This is a genomic window from Burkholderia sp. WSM2232 (assembly GCF_000472545.1).
Classification (GTDB): domain Bacteria; phylum Pseudomonadota; class Gammaproteobacteria; order Burkholderiales; family Burkholderiaceae; genus Paraburkholderia.
This window is the reverse complement of sequence record NZ_AWZV01000012.1, coordinates 120,987-138,175: the sequence shown is the minus strand read 5'-3', so window position 1 is coordinate 138,175 and position 17,189 is coordinate 120,987. Positions and strand designations below refer to the sequence as shown.

Sequence of the window (17,189 nt, the reverse complement as noted above, 5' to 3'; positions counted from 1 at the left end):
CATTGGAAGTAGGCTTGGGACCTTTCTCTCCTACCGACCAGGGAACTGCAATGATCGTGTTCGTCACCGGGGCGTCCGCAGGATTCGGCGCCGCCATCGCTCGTGCCTTCGTAAAGGGCGGCCACCGCGTCGTCGCCACCGCACGCCGCAAAGACCGTCTGCAAGCGCTCGCCGACGAGCTGGGCGACGCGCTTTTGCCGTACGAACTCGACGTGCGGGACCGCGCGGCCGTAGAAGCGGTCCCGGCAGCGTTGCCCGCGGAATTCGCCGCCATCGACGTGCTGGTCAACAATGCCGGCCTCGCGCTCGGCGTCGAGCCCGCTCACAAGGCGAGCCTCGACGAATGGCAGACCATGATCGAAACGAACTGCACCGGCCTTGTTCAGGTCACGCATGCGCTGTTGCCCGGCATGGTGGAGCGCAACCGCGGTCATATCTTCAACCTCGGCTCGGTGGCCGGGCACTGGCCCTACCCCGGCGGCAACGTCTACGGCGCGACCAAAGCTTTCGTGCGGCAGTTCAGCCTGAATCTGCGTGCCGACCTGGCCGGCACCGCGCTGCGCGTGACCGACATCGAACCAGGGCTGTGCGGCGGCACGGAGTTCTCGAACGTGCGCTATCGCGGCGACGACGAAAAAGCCGGCAAGGTTTACGAAAACGTGCAGCCGCTCACGGCCGAAGACATCGCCGACTCGATCTACTGGATCGCCACGCGTCCAGCCCATGTCAACATCAACACGATCGAACTGATGCCGGTCGCGCAATCGTTCGCCGGTTTGAGCGTTCATCGCGGCTGAAGCCCGCCCAAGCGCGCGCACATCTTGAAACAGACCTCGCGGTGTGCGTTCCGGTAAAATGCGCCGCATGAATATGACGACAAGCCAGCCCGGCACGGAAATCGGCCACACGTGGGACATCCGCGTGTATTACGAAGATACCGACGCCGGCGGCATCGTGTTTTACGCGAACTACCTGAAGTTTTTTGAACGGGCGCGCACCGAATGGCTGCGCGCCTGCGGGATCGACCAGAACCGGCTTGCCGATGAAACGGGCGCAATCTTCATTGTCCGCAGCACGGCTGTCGACTATCGGGCGCCCGCGCGTCTTGACGACATTGTCAAAGTGGTGAGCCGCATCGAGCGCCTCGGCAAAGCGTCCGTCGACTTCGCGCAGGAAGCCTGGCGGGGCGGCACATTGCTTGCTACCGGCTCGGTCCGGGTCGGCTGCGTAGGGCGCACGGGGTTGCGCCCCGCGCCGATCCCGCCGCCGGTTCTCGCCGCCTTGCGGCGCGGACCGGGCGCGAGCGGCGGCGTGTCAACGAACCCAGGCTGACTCCCGTTGTTACGGGGCCAGTGAACTCGCATCGATCAAGCAGCACCAAGCATGGTTCGGCTTGCAGTACAGCCGATGCTTCCGTTTTGCTCACGGCAAGCTTCGTGTGGCCTTGCAAAGCCGGACGCCCCCTTTCGGGACGTTAAAACGAACCTTTATGAACACTACACAAGATCTGTCGATCGTTTCTCTCGTACTCAATGCGAGCCTGCTGGCGCAGGCCGTCATGGCGCTCCTGCTGTTGTTGTCCCTGTTGTCGTGGACTTTCATCTTCCGCAAGTGGTTTGCGATCCGCCGCGCCCGCGCGCAAACTGAGCGTTTCGAACGCGATTTCTGGTCGGGCGGCGACTTGCAGGCGCTTTATCAGAGCGCTGCCAACAACCGCCACACCATCGGCGCGCTGGAGCGTATTTTCGAATCCGGCATGCGCGAATTCCTCAAAGGCAAGGAAAAACGGCTGAACGACCCAGGCGCTATTCTCGACGGCGCCCGGCGTGCAATGCGGGCGGCATTCCAGCGTGAAATGGACGTGCTCGAAGCAAACCTGGCGTTTCTCGCGTCAGTGGGTTCGGTAAGCCCGTATATCGGTCTGTTCGGTACCGTGTGGGGCATCATGAATGCGTTTCGCGGACTCGCCAACGTGCAGCAGGCAACCCTCGCGAACGTCGCACCAGGTATTGCCGAGGCGCTGACCGCCACCGCCATCGGCCTGTTCGCCGCGATTCCGGCCGTGGTCGCGTACAACCGCTACGCGCACGACATCGACCGTCTGGCGATCCGCTTCGAGACCTTCATCGAAGAATTCTCGAACATCCTGCAGCGCCAGGCGCACTAAGGAGTCCACGATGGCAGGCTCTCGCTCCTCCAGCATGCGCGGCGGCCGCTCGCGCCGCGCAATGTCCGACATCAACGTCGTGCCGTATATCGACGTGATGCTCGTGCTGCTCGTCATCTTCATGGTGACCGCGCCGCTCGTCGCGCCGTCCATCGTCAATCTGCCGACCGTCGGCGGCGCGGCGCCGCAGCAGCAAACACCGCCGGTGATCGTCAACATCCGCGCGGACGGCAACATGAGCGTCAAGTACAAGGACGACTCCGGCGCGCAGCAGCAGGAGGACATGACGAAAGCGGGCCTCAACGGCTTCATCGCCGATCGCGCGCAGTCGCATCCCGACCAGCCCGTCGTGATCGCAGCCGACAAGACCGTGAAATATGAAGCCGTGATGAATGTGATGTCCGAGCTGAAGGCTCAAGGCGTCAAACGCGTTGGATTGCTCGTCAAATCGCAATGATCCGTAAGAACACCGAATATCCGCTCCAGCCACCGCGTGAACGCGGCACCGGGCGAGCCTTTGTGTTCGCGCTGGTGATGCATGCGCTGCTCGGGTTCTTCCTGTATCACGGCATCCAGTGGCAGAACAGCACGCCGGAGGGCGCGGAAGCCGAGTTGTGGACGGAGGTGCCGGACAGCGCCATTCCGCGCCCCGTCACGCCACCGCCGGTGCCTGTGCCGGTCGCCCCTGCTCCACCGGTGCGCGACGAACAGGCCGACATCGCGCTGCAAGAGAAGAAACGCAAGCAACAGGAAGCCGCGCGCGAGGCACAACTCGCCGAACAGCAGCGTCAGGAGAAGCTGCGAGCTCAGCAGGAAGCGGAAGCCAGGCGTCAGCAGGAACTTGCGGCCGAACAGGCCGCACAGAAGGCCGCGGCAGCAAAGCAGAAGCAACAGCAACAGCAACAGCAACAGGCGGAGAAGCTGCGTCAACAGCAGCTCGCCGAGCAGAAAAAGCAGCAACTGAAGGAACAGCAAGACGAACAGCAGAAGCAGGCCGAGGCGCAAAAGCAGGCTGAAGCCGAAGCGCAGAAAAAGGCGGAGGCCCAAAAGGCGGCAAAGGCCAAGGCTCAGGCCGAAGCCGCGGCGCAAGCGAAGAAGCTCGACGCCGAACGTCGCGCGCGGCTCGCGCAGATGCAAGGCATGGCAGGACCTCCGGGCTCCACCGGCAATGGCCTCGGCAAGAGCGGCACGGGCAGCGGCTCGGGCGGCACCGCGGCTTCGCCCGGTTATGCGGACAAGGTGCGCCGTGTAGTGCGGCCGAACATTACGTGGGGCGGCGAGACGGAGGGCCTCGAGACCGTTATCGCAGTTCGCTGCTCGCCGACCGGCACGCTGTTGAGCGCAACCATCGCGCACAGCAGCGGCAACTCGGCCTGGGACGATGCGGCGCTGCGGGCAGTTCAGCGCTCCGATCCAATGCCTCAGGACATCGACGGAAAGACACCGGCGAGCTTCCGGATCACGTTGCGGCCGGCAGGCTGATGGCAAGCCTGACAGTATCTTGACGGCAGACACCGCGCCCCGCCCGGCGCGGCGCACCTGGGAACGAAATACTTCTTTTCCGGTCTGTCTGCTGTCGCGAAGCTTTAGTAAAACCGTTTTTGGGGAAACCATACAGCATGAGTTTGATGACCAAGCTAGGCCTGCGGACACTTGTAGCGTCGTGCCTGATCGCCGTCGGCGGCGCCGCGAACGCGCAACTCAACGTGCTCGTCACGGGCGTCGGGTCCACCCAGTTTCCGATCGCAACGGCGAATTTCGCCAATGAAGCGAACTCGCCGCAGCAGGTCAGCACCATCGTGCGTCAGGATCTGCAACGCAGCGGCAAATTCACGAATATCGACGCGGGTTCTGCGCCCGTGCCAGAAACGGCTTCGGTCGACCTCGGCAGCTGGAAGGCGAAAGGCGCAAATGCGTTCGTCGCCGGCAGTGTGAACCGCCTGCCGAACGGCCAGTACGAAGTGCGCTTCAAGCTGTACGACACGGTCAAGGGCGAAAGCCTCGGCGGCCTCGTGCTGGTGAGCCCCGAGAGCGGCCTGCGCATGAGCGCACATAAAGTGGCCGACTACATCTACGCGAAGCTGATGGGCGGCCGCGGCGTGTTCGCCACGCGCCTGTCGTACGTCATCAAGACGGGCAACCGCTATCAGTTGCAAATCTCGGATTCTGACGGCCAGGACGCGCACATCGCACTCTCCAGCCCTGAGCCGATCATCTCGCCGGCCTGGTCGCCTGACGGCACCAAGGTCGCTTACGTCTCGTTCGAGAAGAAGAAACCGATCGTCTACATTCACGATCTGCCCACGGGCCGCCGCATTGTCGTGGCGGATCAGAAGGGCAATAACAGCGCGCCTGCATGGTCGCCGGACGGGCGCACGCTCGCCGTGGCGCTCTCGCGTACGGGCAACACCCAGATCTTTGCGGTCAATGCGGACGGCAGCGGCCTGCGCCGCCTCACGCAGGGCAGCTCGATCGACACCGAGCCGACTTTCTCGCCGGACGGCCAGACCATTTATTTCACCAGCGACCGTGGCGGCCAGCCGCAGATCTACAAGATGTCGGCGCAGGGCGAAAGCGCCGGCGCCGCGCAGCGCGTCACCTTCACCGGCAGCTACAACACGAGCCCGCGCGTGAGCCCCGACGGCAAACAACTCGCGTATATTTCGCGCGTCGGCGGCGGCTTCAAGCTGTATATCCAGGACCTGCAAGGCGGAACCGCCACCGGCCTGACGGACACGACACATGACGAATCGCCGAGCTTTGCGGCGAACGGTCAGTACATTCTTTACGCCACTCAGGTGAACGGCCGTGGCGTATTGGCTGCGGTTTCGACCGACGGTCGCACCCGGCAGGTCCTGTCAGTGCAGGGGGGCAGCGTACGCGAGCCGTCCTGGGGCCCATTCATGCAATAACGTTGATGCAATAACACAAGGAGAGTAAAAAATGATGTCCAAACTTCGCTTCGCATTTGCAGTTCTGATGGTCGGTGCACTGGCCGCGTGCCATTCGGGCGTCAAGCTTGATGAAAACGCTAACAAGGGCGGCGCTGTCTCCACGCAGCCGAACCCGAACGATGTCGCGCAAGTGAACGTCGACCCGCTGAACGACCCGAACAGCCCGCTCGCGAAGCGCAGCATCTACTTCGATTTCGACAGCTACTCGGTGAAGGACGACTACCAGTCGCTGCTGCAACAACACGCGCAATACCTGAAGAGCCATCCGCAACGCCACGTGCTGATCCAGGGTAACACCGACGAGCGCGGCACCAGCGAATACAACCTGGCGCTCGGCCAGAAGCGTGCTGAGGCCGTGCGTCGCTCGCTGTCGCTGATGGGCGTGACGGACTCGCAAATGGAAGCCGTGAGCCTCGGCAAGGAAAAGCCGCAAGCCACGGGTCATGACGAATCGTCGTGGGCACAAAACCGCCGCGCCGATCTCGTGTATCAACAGTAAGTAACGGGTGATGAGCCGAATGACGCATCGTTTCCTCTGGCCGCGGTTTGCCGCAGCGGCCTGTGTCGCGAGCACGGTCCTCGTGGCTGTGCCCGCGCATGCCGGCATCTTCGACGACGATCAGGCCCGCCAGGCCATTCTCGATCTGCGGGCGAAGACTGACAGTCTGTCGAGCCAGTTGTCGGCGGCCCAGCGCACCATCCTCGATCAGTCCAACCGTCTCGACCAGCTCAACCAGCAGGTCGCGACGCTGCGCGGGCAGAACGAGGACATGGGCAATCAGCTCGCCACGCTGCAAAAACAGCAGAAGGACTACTACACCGATCTGGACACGCGCCTGAAGAAGTTCGAGCCGCAGCAACAAACGGTGGACGGCGTCCAGGGCGAGGTCCAGCCGGGCGAAACCGATGCGTTCAACGCGGCTTCACAGCAGTTTCGCAATGGCGACTTCAAGAGCGCTGCGGCATCATTCCGCAGCTTCATCGCGAAGTTTCCGAACAGCCCGTATCAGCCGACCGCGCAGTACTGGCTCGGCAATGCACTGTATGCATTGCGCGATTACAAGGGTTCGACGGCGACCTGGCAGGGTGTGGTGAAGAATTATCCACAGCATCCGCGGGCGCCGGAAGCATTGCTGGCAATTGCCAACAATCAGATCGAGCAAGGCCAGAAGGCTGCGGCCAAGAAGACGCTCGAGCAGATCGTTGCGCAATATGGCGGCTCGAACGTTGCACAGTCGGCGCAAAGCAAGCTGTCGCAGATCAAGTAGGCTGGCGGTTGCAGGGGCCGCTGGCTCGTTGCGTTCGCTGTGTTGGCTGATTGCGTTGGCTGGTTGCGTTGGCTGTTTGTGTTGGCGCAGTTACGGTTCGGTGGTTGCGTTCCCGTAATCGTGCTCACTAGTGGCGTTTAGCAGTTGGCAGTAACGCGCAGTGTCTACGTGCAGACAAGATAGTCACGCGCGCCTCTCGCTGAAGAGCCCGGGTCTCCGTGCCCGGGCTTTTCACTATCTGAACTGCTTCCCGCGGGTGCTGCCGTTGCCGGATACGCCCAATGGGTTGACAGCCCCGCAGGGCCGTCGCTATAATTTCGCTTCTCTTTTGGGTCGTTAGCTCAGCTGGTAGAGCAGCGGACTTTTAATCCGTTGGTCACAGGTTCGAATCCCGTACGGCCTACCAAAAGATTCGAGGGCTTACACGCGTCAGCGTCGTAAGCCCTTTTCTTTTTGCGTCGCGGTTTCCGTCTGCAACGGATCCGCGTTTTGTCGACGCCCCTTCCAAGCAAGAATCCATAAGCCAGAAAGTCGAAACCTGACAGCGCTTTGGGACATTTCCCGCACCAAGTCCCGCCCTTTCGCCCGCCCGACTTCGCGCATTCCGACAACGCTACGGACTGCGAATCTGAGCATTTATTGAGACATAAAGACGTGCAATGATCGCCGCCGTCTGGCCCGGCCGCTGTCCATCAGCGCGGGCAGACGCTCCCGCAACACCGCAATGCGCGGCGCCTTCATTTCATGGATATGACCAATTTTCTGTTCGATATCGTCTCGAATTTTGCATTGCTGGCGATCGTGCTCATCGCGTGCCATGTCTGCAATCGGCTGATCCCTGGCGTTGCGCTGAACGGTCCGCGCGTGTTTGCCGCGCTGGCATGCGCAGCGGTGCTGCTGGACGCCGCGCTCACCTTTCTCGTATTCGCCGACGCCCGGACGCGCTACGGCCAGTTCAGCACGCAATCGGCGTTTGTCGCCCGCACCGCGGCTTACGCGTTGACTGTCATTGTGGCCTTCGCCTGGAACAGCGTGCGCCGCCGCAATCGGTCGGCCAAAGCAAGTCCGCGCGCAGGGCTCGTCATCCCTACATCGCCCTATTCGAAATCTCATTTGCCGATGTGAGCGGCGCAGCCGTTCGAGCGTGCGAAGCCCGCAAACAAAAACGGCGTCGCGAAAAAATCGCAACGCCGTTTCTTCATGCTGCCAACGCGGCGAGTAGACCGCGCGTCCTCCCTCTCAACCTGGCTTTGACGCGTTCTTGCGCATCATCTTCCACAACGCGCCGAGCACGACCGGCACAATCGCGGCACCAATGCCGACCAGCACGATCACATTCAAATACTGGCGAATGAATGGGATGTTGCCGAAGAAATACCCAAGCAGCACGAGCAGCAGCACCCAGAACAGCGCGCCAGCAATATTGAAAAGCTGAAAGCGGCTGACCGTCATTTCCGAAGCGCCTGCGACGAACGGGGCAAACGTCCGCACGATCGGAATGAAGCGCGCGAGCACGATGGTCTTGCCGCCATGCTTTTCATAAAAGTCGTGCGTTTTCTGCAGCGCGCGCCGGTCCAGGAAACGCTCCAGCATGGGAATGCGCGAGTTGAAAACCTTCGGACCAATGGCTCGCCCGATCATATAGTTGACGGTATTGCCGGTGGTGGCTGCAACGAGCAGCAGCAAGATCAGCAGCCCCAGACTCATCTGTCCCGACGCGCAGAATGCCCCGCCTATGAACAGCAGCGAATCGCCAGGCAAAAACGGCAGAACCACGAGCCCGGTTTCGCAGAAAACGATCAGGAACAGCACCGCATAAACCCAGGCGCCGTACACGTGGATGAATTCTCCGAGGAATTTGTCGATGTGCAGCACAAGGTTGGCGAGATGTAGCAGCGTGTCCAAAAAGCGTCCTTTATGAAGCGAGAGTGATTGCGGCGGGGCGTTCGGCAAAGATCTGCGAGCGATAGCGTCGGGCATCGCCTGACGCCCCAAATTGACCGCGTCATGATACCGAAAGTGCCCGGGCGAGCCTGAAAAATCTCGGGCATGTTTCCGCCATTTGGCGGCCGCTGCGCTCAAATCGCTATAATTTGGCCATGTCCGAATTCTCCGAAACGGCCGCCCGCGCCGACGCCCCGACCGCTGCTGCCGCCGCGCCAGTCCCACGGCCGCTGCGCGCAATCCAGCCGCTGCCTGATCAGCTCATCAGTCAGATTGCCGCCGGCGAAGTGGTCGAGCGGCCCGCCTCGGTCGTCAAGGAGTTGCTCGAGAACGCGCTCGATGCGGGCGCGCGCACGCTGCGCATCCTGCTCGACGAAGGCGGCGTCAAACGTATTTCGATGACCGACGACGGCTGCGGTATTCCTGAGAACGAACTGGCGCTCGCCCTGATGCGCCACGCGACGAGCAAGATCCGCTCGCTCGCCGAGCTGGAGGCGGTCGCCACGCTGGGGTTTCGCGGCGAGGCGCTGGCTTCCATCGCGTCGGTCGCGCAAATGACTATCACGAGCCGCACGGCCGAGGCGCCGCATGCGGTGCGCGTCGATGCGCAAACCGGTGTTCTGAGCCCGGCAGCGGGCGCGCAAGGCACGACCATCGAAGTCCGCGAGCTGTACTTCAATACGCCGGCGCGCCGCAAATTCCTGAAGAGCGAACAGACGGAGCTTGGTCATTGCCTCGAACAGATCCGCCGCGCTGCGCTCGCGCGCCCGGACGTCGCGATTTCGGTGCTGCACAACGGCAAGGCCGTCGAGCATTGGAACGCAAGCGAACCGCCGGTGCGGGTCGCGAAGATTCTCGGCGAAACTTTCGCGACGGCTCATCTGCCGCTCGACGAATCCGCCGGCCCGCTCGCCGTCTACGGTTGCGCGGGTCTGCCGACCGCGAGCCGCGGGCGCTCGGACCAGCAATACTTCTTCGTCAACGGGCGCTTCGTACGCGACAAGCTGCTCACGCATGCGGTGCGCGCCGCCTATGAAGACGTCCTGCACGGCGACCGTTACCCGTCATATGTGCTGTTTCTCGATTTGCCGCCCGAAGCGGTGGACGTGAACGTGCATCCGTCGAAAATCGAAGTGCGCTTTCGCGACTCGCGCTCGATCCATCAGTTCGTCTTCCACGCCGTTCAGCGGGCGCTGGCGCGCCATGCGGGCGCGTCGCCGGAGACCACCGCGGGCGGCCACGCAGCGCATCTGCAGGCTTCCGCTGGCGGAGCGGTCTCGTTCGGCGCGTCGCCAGTGGCCGGTGTCGGATCGGGCGCAGCAGGAGCAATGAACACCGCGAATGGCGCGGGCAGCGCAGGCGGCTTCGCTCATAACACATCAGCCGGTTCGGCAACCGGTGGCTTCAACGGGTCGCAGTCGCAGCCGGGCAATACGTGGCTGCGCCAGTCGCGCATGACCCAAGGCACGCTCCCGGTCGCGCAGCCCCTTGCCTTCTACGACGCCCTGTTCGGCCGCAAAGACACCCAGGCGGGCGCGCCGCAGGCTGCGACGCTTTTCGAAGCGCGCGATTCCGCCGCCGAAGGCCCGTCGCCCTACAGCCCGTCGGCGCCCTACGCGCCGCCCGCCTTCAATCCCGCCGACGACCAGCCGCTCGGTTTCGCGCTCGGCCAGATTCACGGCATCTATGTACTCGCGCAGAACGCGCACGGCCTCGTCATCGTCGATATGCATGCAGCGCACGAGCGCATTCTCTACGAGCAGTTCAAGAATGCGCTTGCCGATCGCTCGATTGCCGTGCAGCCGCTGCTGATTCCGCAAACCATGCAGGCCGACGCGGTGGAAATCGGCACAGTCGAAGAAGAGCGCGCCACGCTCGACGCACTCGGCTTCGATCTCGCCGTGCTGTCGCCGACCACGCTTGCCATCCGCGCGGTGCCCGCGTTGCTCAAGGACGCCGATCTGCAGGCGTTGGCGCGCGCTGTTCTGTCGGATCTGCATGCGTACGGCGGCTCACGCGTGTTGACCGAGCGTCAGCATGAACTGCTCGGCACGCTCGCCTGCCATCACGCGGTGCGCGCGAACCGTCGTCTCACGCTCGATGAGATGAACGCGCTGCTGCGTCAGATGGAGGCGACCGAGCGCGCCGATCAATGCAACCACGGGCGTCCCACGTGGTATCAATTGACGCTCGCCGATCTCGACCGCCTGTTCATGCGCGGACAGTGACCGTGCGTTTTCCGCGACCTGCGCCGCGAGCGGCGGCGTCCTCATGAGCGCACGCAAGTCCACACCGGTTCCCTGTCTGCTCGGCCCGACCGCGTCCGGCAAGACGGCGGCCGCACTCGCGCTGGCGGCAAGGCACCCGGTCGAAATCGTGAGCGTCGATTCGGCGCTGGTCTATCGCGACATGGACATCGGCACCGCCAAGCCAAGCGCCGAGGAACGCGCGGTCGCGCCGCATCATCTGATCGATATTGTCGATCCGGCCGACGCCTATTCAGCCGCTCAATTTCGCGCCGACGCGTTGCGCCTGAGCGCCGAAATCAGCGCGCGCGGGCGGCTGCCGCTGCTCGTCGGCGGCACGATGCTGTACTACAAGGCGCTGACGCAAGGGCTCAACGACCTGCCCGCCGCCGATGCCACCGTGCGCGCGCAACTCGACGCCGACGCCGCGCGCGACGGCTGGCCCGCGCTGCATGCGCGGCTGGCGGCCGTCGATCCGGCGACCGCGGCGCGCCTCGCGCCTAACGATTCGCAGCGCATCCAGCGCGCGCTCGAAGTGTTCCTGCTAACCGGCGAACCGATGTCGGCACTGCTCGCGGCCCCGGCCCGCACCGATGAGGCTGCGGCCCAGTGGCACTTCGTGCCGATTGCGCTTGAGCCGTCCGAGCGGAGCGTGCTGCACGCGCGCATTGAACAGCGTTTCGACGCCATGCTGGCCAACGGTTTCGTCGATGAAGTGGTGCAGCTGCGCGCACGCGGAGACTTGTCGCCGGACATGCCGTCGATGCGCTGCGTCGGATACCGGCAGGTCTGGGAGTATCTGGACGGCGTGGTCGACTATTCGACCATGCGCGACAAGGGCGTGTTTGCGACCCGGCAATTGTGCAAGCGGCAGCTCACATGGCTGCGCGGCATGAATGAGCGGGTGGTGGTGGACTGCTGCGACCCGCAGGCGACGGCGCGGGTGCTCGAGGTAGTCGAAAGACTGATCGGGGCTTGATGCCGCGATAGCGCAATCGTGCAATGGAACGCGATCCGGCTTCCTCGACGCGGCCATACCCGACCCGCTAGCGCGATCGTGCGGCCAAAATCCGGAAGCCTGCACGGCGACGACGACCTTCACGCCATGCAGGCTGTGGCGCTTTACAGCGCGCCTATGAACGGGCCTATGACACGGGCGTGTCACAGGCGCCCATAAAACTCAGTTAGACGACAACCGTCTGCGCTTCACCAGCCGCGCTCTCGCGAATCACGCCGATTTTCCAGACCTGCTCGCCCGCGGCCGACAACAGACCGATTGCGGCGTCCGCATCCGCAGCCGATACCACGACTGCCATGCCGATACCGCAGTTGAATACGCGATGCATCTCCGCGTCGGCCACGCCGCCGTGCTTCTGCAGCCACGAAAAGAGCGGCGGCAGAGGCCAGCCGCGATGATCGAGCTCGGCCGTCAAGCCCTCGCGCAGCACGCGCGGAATGTTTTCGACCAACCCGCCGCCCGTGATGTGCGCCATGCCCTTCACGGCGATCTGCTGCATCAGCGCGAGCAGCGGCTTCACGTAGATATGCGTGGGCGCCATCAGTGCGTCGGCAAGCGAACGGCCGTCGAAGTCCGCGTTCAGATCGGGCTGCGCGCGCTCGATAATCTTGCGCACCAGCGAAAAACCGTTCGAATGGATGCCGCTCGAGGCGAGACCCAGCACTACGTCGCCCGGGGCAATCGTGCTGCCGTCGATAATCTTGCTTTTCTCCACCGCGCCGACTGCGAAGCCGGCCAGGTCGTATTCGCCGTCCGGATACATGCCCGGCATTTCAGCCGTTTCGCCGCCGATCAGCGCGCACCCCGCCAGCTCGCAACCCTGCGCGATGCCCTTCACGACCGTGGCTGCGGTGCCCACGTCGAGCTTGCCGCACGCGAAGTAGTCGAGGAAAAAGAGCGGCTCCGCGCCTTGCACGAGAATGTCGTTCACGCTCATCGCGACCAGATCCTGGCCCACGGTGTCGTGCCTGTTCAACTGGAACGCGAGGCGCAGCTTGGTGCCCACGCCGTCCGTGCCCGACACGAGCACCGGCTCCTTGTACCGCTTCGGCACCTCGAACAGCGCGCCGAATCCGCCGATGCCGCCGAGCACGCCGTCGCGCATGGTCTTTTTGGCGAAAGGCTTGATTGCGTCGACCAGCGCGTCGCCCGCGTCGATGTCCACGCCAGCGTCGCGGTACGACAACCCTTGGGCCGAATCAGTGGAATTCGGGGCGGATTTCGGTTGATTCATGGGGGGAGTGCTCGAAGGTCGGTAAAATGCGATTTTACCCGATGCCGATCCAGAGTTGGCGCTTGGCGCTGACTGCGGTCCATACAGCGTTGCGGGCCGGCTGGCTGGAATTTGCTCATCCGGTTCCAACGACACCAGGGAAACAACTTTGCAACAGAACGCCCCGATACTGACTCCGGTGCAGCGCCGCGCCTTCATCTGGCTCGCCATTGCGCTCGGCGTCGGCATTCTGCTGTGGCTGCTCAGCCCGGTTCTTACGCCTTTTCTGCTCGGCGCGATTCTCGCGTACATCCTGCAGCCGGGCGTCGCGTGGATGGTGCGCCGGCGCGTACCGCGCGCGCTCGCAGCCTTGCTGATGATGCTGCTGTTCACGCTGCTGATGACGCTGCTCGTGCTGCTGGTGTTCGCCGTGATCCAGAAAGAAGGGCCGCAGTTGCGCCAGCAGGTGCCGTTGCTCTTCACCCATGTCAATGCATGGCTGCAACCCAAGCTCGCGCTGCTCGGCCTCGCGGATTCGCTCGACTTCGCAAGCGTGCGCGATCTCGTGATGGGACAGCTCGAAGGCAGCGCGCAGACCGTCGCGCGCTATGCGTGGACCTCCATCGTGACGAGCGGCAACGTCATGATGGCGGTGATCGGCAACCTGATCATGGTGCCGCTCGTGCTGTTCTATCTGCTGTACGACTGGAACCGCATGCTGCTGCGCGTGCAAAGCGTGGTGCCGCGGCGCTGGCTCGACAAGACGCTGCAACTCGCGCGCGACATGGACCAGATGCTCTCGCAATACTTGCGCGGCCAGTTGCTTGTAATGGGCGTGCTGGCCGTGTTCTATGCGGCCGCGCTGTCTATCGCCGGCTTCGAGATCGCGCTGCCGGTGGGCATTTTCACAGGGCTCGCGGTGTTCATTCCGTACGTTGGCTTCGCAACCGGCCTTGCGCTCGCGCTGCTCGCGGCGTTGCTGCAGTTCGGCAACTGGTACGGCTTCGGCGCCGTCGCGCTGATTTACGGCGTGGGGCAGATCGTCGAGAGCTTTTTCCTCACGCCGCGTCTGGTTGGCGAGCGCATCGGCCTGCATCCGCTCGCGGTGATTTTCGCGTTGCTCGCGTTCGGTCAGTTGTTCGGCTTTTTCGGCGTGCTGCTCGCGTTGCCGGTAAGCGCGATTCTCTCGGTGGCGGTGCGCGAGCTGCGGCAAAGCTATCTGGAAAGCACGCTGTACAACAACTGATTTTTTGCTTCGCTGTTCCGGCTCGTGCGGCGCCTCGCGGCGCGAGCCCTACTTTCGGCATTAACCTACTGTGCTTCGTCAACTGACGCTCGATCTCGGCACTCCGCCGCCATCGACATTCGACAATTTTTTCGCCGGCGCGAACGCCGAACTGGTCACGCGCCTGCGCGAGCTCGACAGCGCGCTCGCCGCCGGGCCGCTCGCCGATCGGACCTTTTACGTGTGGGGCGAAGCGGGCAGCGGCCGCACGCATCTGCTGCAGGCGCTGGTGCATGAAGCGCCGCCGGGCCATGCGCGTTTCGCGGGTCCGCAAAGCAGCCTCGCCGCGTTCGGTTTCGATCCGCGCGTGGCGCTCTATGCAATAGACGATTGCGACGCCCTTTCCGCCGCACAGCAGATCGCCGTGTTCAACCTCTTCAACGAGGTGCGCGCGCACCCCACGAGCGCGCTCGTCGCCACCGGCAACGCGCCGCCCATCGGCATGACGGTGCGCGAGGACCTGCGCACGCGGCTCGGCTGGGGCCTCGTGTTCCACCTCGCGCCGCTGCCCGACGAGGCCAAGGCGGCGGTACTGAAGCGCGCGGCGCGCGAGCGCGGCATCATGCTCGCCGACGACGTGCCCGCCTATCTGCTCACGCATTTTCGCCGCGACATGCCGAGCCTGATGGCGCTCCTCGACGCACTCGACCGTTTTTCGCTGGAACAGAAGCGCGCGGTCACGCTGCCGCTTTTGCGCACGATGCTGGCTTCTCCCGCCCAGGAGGCGCCCGCCGCGTCGTCCGCCGCTTCAAGTAAAATAGACCCCCATGGCTAATCTCGCACTCTTCGACCTCGACCACACGCTCATTCCTACGGACAGCGACCACGAATGGGGTCGCTTCATGGTGAAACACGGCATGGTCGACGCCGAAAATTTCGCCCGTGAAAACGACCGCTTTTACGCCGACTACAAGGCCGGCAAGCTCGACATTCACGCCTACCTGATCGCCATGCTCACACCGCTCGCCAAATACACGCGCGCGCAACTCGCCGACTTCCACGCGCAGTACATGCATGAGGTGATCACCCCGGCCATCCTTCCTGCGGCCGTCGAACTGGTCAAGCAACACCGCGAAGCCGGCGACCTGTGCTGCGTGGTCACGGCCACGAACGAATTCATCACCCGTCCCATCGCAAGCGCATTCGGCGTGGACACGCTGATCGCCTGCGAAGCCGAAACCGTCGACGGCCAGCCGCACTCTGCCTACACCGGCCGCCCCACCGGCACGCCGAGCTACAAGGAAGGCAAGATCGTGCGCACCGAGGCATGGCTCGCGTCGCTCGGCAAGAACTGGAGCGACTTCGAGCGCAGCTATTTCTACAGCGATTCGCACAACGACATTCCGCTGCTCGAAAAGGTCACCGACCCGATCGCGACCAATCCCGACGACACATTGCGTGCCCATGCAGAGGCCAAAGGCTGGCGCATCCTCGAACTCTTTCAACCCACGTGATCAAAAAACTCATTCGCAAGCTATTCGGGCAGGACACAGCATCCGCCGAAGACACGCTGCCGGCTGAAGCCGACGCAGACGAAGCCGGCAGCGCACCGGCACGCAATGCAGCAGGCGCCGCCGGTGCAGGCCGCGCGCGCCGCAAGCCGGCCCGCGGCGGCGCGCCCGCCAAGGCGGTGCGCGACCCGGACGTGCCGGTCATCATTCCGCACGACGTGCACGGCATCGACCCCGCGCTGATCTCGCGCAACGCGATTCGGGTGACCGAAGGGCTCCAACAGGCTGGGCACCGGGCGTTTATCGTCGGCGGTGCGGTGCGCGACCTGCTGCTTGGCATCAAGCCGAAAGACTTCGACGTCGCGACCGACGCCACGCCCGAACAGGTGCAGAAGCTGTTCCGCCGCGCGCGCATCATCGGCCGGCGGTTTCAGATCGTACACGTGCAGTTCGGCCAGGAGATCATCGAAACCTCGACGTTCCGCGCGCTGGTCGATCCGCCTGCGGCGGACGCTGCGCCGCCGCGGCGCCTGAAGCGCGACGAACTTGACCGCCGCACCCACGCAGTTGACGCAAGCGGCCGCGTGCTGCGCGACAACGTGTGGGGCGAGCAACACGAAGACGCCACGCGCCGCGACTTCACGATCAACGCGATGTATTACGATCCGGCCACGGAGACCGTGCTCGACTATCACAACGGCATGGCCGACGTGCGCGCGCGTCTGCTGCGCATGATCGGCGATCCGGCCACGCGCTATCGCGAAGATCCGGTGCGCATGCTGCGGGTGGTGCGTTTTGCCGCCAAACTCGACTTTGAAATAGACGGGGCGACGCGCGAGCCGATCGCGAGCATGGCCGATCTGATCAACAACGTGCCGGCGGCGCGTCTGTTCGACGAGATGCTCAAGCTCATGCTGTCCGGTCACGCTCTGGCGTGCCTGAAGCGCTTGCGTCAGGAAGGTCTGCATCACGGGCTCCTGCCCCTGCTCGACGTGGTGCTCGAACAGCCTACTGGCGAAAAATTCATCACGCTTGCGCTCAACAATACCGACGCGCGCGTGCGTGCCGGCAAGCCGGTGTCGCCCGGTTTTCTTTTCGCCACACTTTTGTGGCACGACGTACAGCAGCGCTGGCAGAAGTTCGAGGCGAACGGCGAATATCCGGTGCCCGCGCTGCATCGCGCGATGGACGAAGTGCTCGACATGCAAACCGAGAAACTCGCCATCCACAAGCGGTTCTCGTCGGACATGCGCGAAATCTGGGGCTTGCAGTTGCGCCTCGAGAAACGCTCGGGAAGAAGCGCGCTGAAGCTGCTGGAACACCAAAGATTTAGAGCGGGGTATGATTTCCTCCTGTTGCGCTGCGAGTCGGGCGAACTCGACGAGTCGGTCGGAGCGTGGTGGACGGAGTTCATAGAAGGAGACGCCGCGGCGCGTGAAGCACTGCTCACGCAAGGCGGGAAGGACCGAAGCCCCAGAAAACGACGGCGGCGCGGCGGTGGCGCCAGGAACCGCAAATCGGGCGACGGAATGGAGGACGGCATGCCAGCCGAACGCGCAGATACCGAAGCGGGCCACGACAGCCCGCGCGAAGATTGACGCAGCGTTTCGCTGAAGCCGTCGAACGTTAGTTGCAGGAAGTTA

The 17,189-nt window shown here is 63.7% G+C and carries 17 protein-coding genes and 1 tRNA gene; 16 read left to right on the top strand and 2 right to left on the bottom strand.

Features of this window, described 5'->3' with window-relative positions; translation table 11 throughout:
- Window positions 1-50 precede the first annotated feature (50 nt).
- The 10 genes from ydfG (at window position 51) to F757_RS0112905 (ending at window position 7,514) form a co-directional block, all read left to right on the top strand.
- On the top strand, window positions 51-797 hold the full coding sequence (ydfG, locus tag F757_RS0112950; RefSeq protein ID WP_027211751.1) for a bifunctional NADP-dependent 3-hydroxy acid dehydrogenase/3-hydroxypropionate dehydrogenase YdfG: 747 nt from the start codon (window positions 51-53) through the stop codon (window positions 795-797).
- A gap of 58 nt (window positions 798-855) precedes the next feature.
- Complete coding sequence (ybgC, locus tag F757_RS0112945; RefSeq protein WP_027211750.1) at window positions 856-1,332, top strand: tol-pal system-associated acyl-CoA thioesterase; 477 nt, start codon at window positions 856-858, stop codon at window positions 1,330-1,332.
- A gap of 157 nt (window positions 1,333-1,489) precedes the next feature.
- Window positions 1,490-2,167, top strand: coding sequence for a protein TolQ (tolQ, locus tag F757_RS0112940; protein WP_006047860.1), 678 nt, complete (start codon window positions 1,490-1,492; stop codon window positions 2,165-2,167).
- 10 nt (window positions 2,168-2,177) lie between these two features.
- A complete protein-coding gene (tolR, locus tag F757_RS0112935) occupies window positions 2,178-2,624 on the top strand; it encodes a protein TolR (RefSeq protein ID WP_013338118.1) in 447 nt (148 codons plus the stop codon).
- Window positions 2,621-3,649 (top strand): cell envelope integrity protein TolA, encoded by a 1,029-nt coding sequence (gene tolA, locus F757_RS0112930; RefSeq protein ID WP_027211749.1) that lies wholly within the window; start codon window positions 2,621-2,623, stop codon window positions 3,647-3,649. The genes tolR and tolA overlap by 4 nt, the downstream gene beginning before the upstream one ends.
- A gap of 137 nt (window positions 3,650-3,786) precedes the next feature.
- Window positions 3,787-5,079, top strand: coding sequence for a Tol-Pal system beta propeller repeat protein TolB (gene tolB, locus F757_RS0112925; RefSeq protein WP_013338116.1), 1,293 nt, complete (start codon window positions 3,787-3,789; stop codon window positions 5,077-5,079).
- 31 nt (window positions 5,080-5,110) lie between these two features.
- The gene (gene pal, locus F757_RS0112920; protein WP_013338115.1) at window positions 5,111-5,620 is read left to right on the top strand and encodes a peptidoglycan-associated lipoprotein Pal; all 510 of its coding nucleotides are present in this window, start codon (window positions 5,111-5,113) and stop codon (window positions 5,618-5,620) included.
- 19 nt (window positions 5,621-5,639) lie between these two features.
- Window positions 5,640-6,389, top strand: a complete 750-nt coding sequence (gene ybgF, locus F757_RS0112915) for a tol-pal system protein YbgF (RefSeq protein ID WP_027211748.1) — start codon at window positions 5,640-5,642, stop codon at window positions 6,387-6,389.
- Window positions 6,390-6,719: 330 nt separating this feature from the next.
- A tRNA-Lys gene (locus F757_RS0112910) sits at window positions 6,720-6,795 on the top strand.
- Between the two features lie 344 nt (window positions 6,796-7,139).
- Window positions 7,140-7,514, top strand: a complete 375-nt coding sequence (locus F757_RS0112905) for a hypothetical protein (protein ID WP_027211747.1) — start codon at window positions 7,140-7,142, stop codon at window positions 7,512-7,514.
- 114 nt (window positions 7,515-7,628) lie between these two features.
- On the opposite strand, the gene F757_RS0112895 is transcribed toward F757_RS0112905, so the two are convergent.
- On the bottom strand, window positions 7,629-8,294 hold the full coding sequence (locus F757_RS0112895; protein ID WP_027211746.1) for a DedA family protein: 666 nt from the start codon (window positions 8,292-8,294) through the stop codon (window positions 7,629-7,631).
- A gap of 194 nt (window positions 8,295-8,488) precedes the next feature.
- Between F757_RS0112895 and mutL the strand changes: the two genes are divergently transcribed.
- Entirely contained in the window at window positions 8,489-10,561 is a 2,073-nt protein-coding gene (gene mutL, locus F757_RS0112890; RefSeq protein ID WP_027211745.1) for a DNA mismatch repair endonuclease MutL, read from the top strand.
- A gap of 43 nt (window positions 10,562-10,604) precedes the next feature.
- Complete coding sequence (gene miaA, locus F757_RS0112885) at window positions 10,605-11,558, top strand: tRNA (adenosine(37)-N6)-dimethylallyltransferase MiaA (protein ID WP_027211744.1); 954 nt, start codon at window positions 10,605-10,607, stop codon at window positions 11,556-11,558.
- Between the two features lie 205 nt (window positions 11,559-11,763).
- Here miaA and purM read toward each other — a convergent pair whose 3' ends face one another.
- Window positions 11,764-12,831, bottom strand: a complete 1,068-nt coding sequence (gene purM, locus F757_RS0112880; protein WP_013338109.1) for a phosphoribosylformylglycinamidine cyclo-ligase — start codon at window positions 12,829-12,831, stop codon at window positions 11,764-11,766.
- A 148-nt stretch (window positions 12,832-12,979) separates the two neighbouring features.
- Here purM and F757_RS0112875 point away from each other — a divergent pair, with 148 nt between their 5' ends.
- The 4 genes from F757_RS0112875 to pcnB all read left to right on the top strand — a co-directional run bounded on the left by F757_RS0112875 (window position 12,980) and on the right by pcnB (window position 17,144).
- Window positions 12,980-14,056, top strand: coding sequence for an AI-2E family transporter (locus F757_RS0112875; protein ID WP_027211743.1), 1,077 nt, complete (start codon window positions 12,980-12,982; stop codon window positions 14,054-14,056).
- A 70-nt stretch (window positions 14,057-14,126) separates the two neighbouring features.
- Window positions 14,127-14,870 (top strand): DnaA regulatory inactivator Hda, encoded by a 744-nt coding sequence (gene hda, locus F757_RS0112870; RefSeq protein WP_013338107.1) that lies wholly within the window; start codon window positions 14,127-14,129, stop codon window positions 14,868-14,870.
- A complete protein-coding gene (locus F757_RS0112865; protein WP_027211742.1) occupies window positions 14,863-15,549 on the top strand; it encodes an HAD family hydrolase in 687 nt (228 codons plus the stop codon). The genes hda and F757_RS0112865 overlap by 8 nt, the downstream gene beginning before the upstream one ends.
- The gene (pcnB, locus tag F757_RS0112860) at window positions 15,546-17,144 is read left to right on the top strand and encodes a polynucleotide adenylyltransferase PcnB (RefSeq protein WP_027211741.1); all 1,599 of its coding nucleotides are present in this window, start codon (window positions 15,546-15,548) and stop codon (window positions 17,142-17,144) included. Before F757_RS0112865 ends, pcnB begins: the two co-directional genes overlap by 4 nt.
- Window positions 17,145-17,189 lie beyond the last annotated feature (45 nt).